The sequence below is a fragment of the Pseudoalteromonas porphyrae genome (assembly GCF_001298125.1).
Taxonomy (GTDB): domain Bacteria; phylum Pseudomonadota; class Gammaproteobacteria; order Enterobacterales; family Alteromonadaceae; genus Pseudoalteromonas; species Pseudoalteromonas neustonica.
Map to the genome: position 1 here is coordinate 1 of NZ_LHPH01000104.1, position 538 is coordinate 538.

1 pseudogene is annotated in these 538 nt (G+C 72.1%); it reads right to left on the reverse strand.

Annotation, left to right across the window (positions count from 1 at the left end):
- Window positions 1-538 (reverse strand): annotated as a pseudogene (locus ADS77_RS22450) (hypothetical protein); the annotation flags it as partial.

The following is a 538-nucleotide window of genomic DNA, read 5'->3' on the forward strand; positions in this document are numbered from 1 at the left end:
GCGCGCCTGAAGCAGCGCCTGCTCGTGGTGGCGAGTGTCCGCCAGCGACTCGGCCTGGCGCCGCGCCCAGTCGGTCTCGCGATGGCGCTTCTCCTCCTCGGCCAGCCGGGCACGCGCCTCCTGCAGCTGTGACTCCTGGCGGGCGAGGCGCTTCTCCTGCTGCTCCTCACGGCCGGCCGCGGCCTTCTCCTGGGCCTGTCGCTCCTGGCGCGCCTGGTCGAGCAGCGCCATCAGGCGTGTCTCGGCACTTTCGTGGCGCTGCTCCTCTCGCGTCAGCTTCTCGCGATGCTCGGCTTCCCGAGCCTGCATGGCCTGCTGATGCTCGTCCGCCACCCGGGCCGCCTCGTCCCGATGACGCTGCAGCAGGGACTCCGCCTCCGCCAGCCGCGTGGCGAGGCGCTGCTCGGCCTTGCGGAGGGTCTCGTTATCCGCCTGACGGGTGGCCAGCTCAGCGCTGAGTGTCTCGAGTCGCTGTTCGGTGCCGGCCAGGTGGCTGGCCAATGCCGTTTCGCGCTGCCTGGCATCCTCGGCCTGGCGG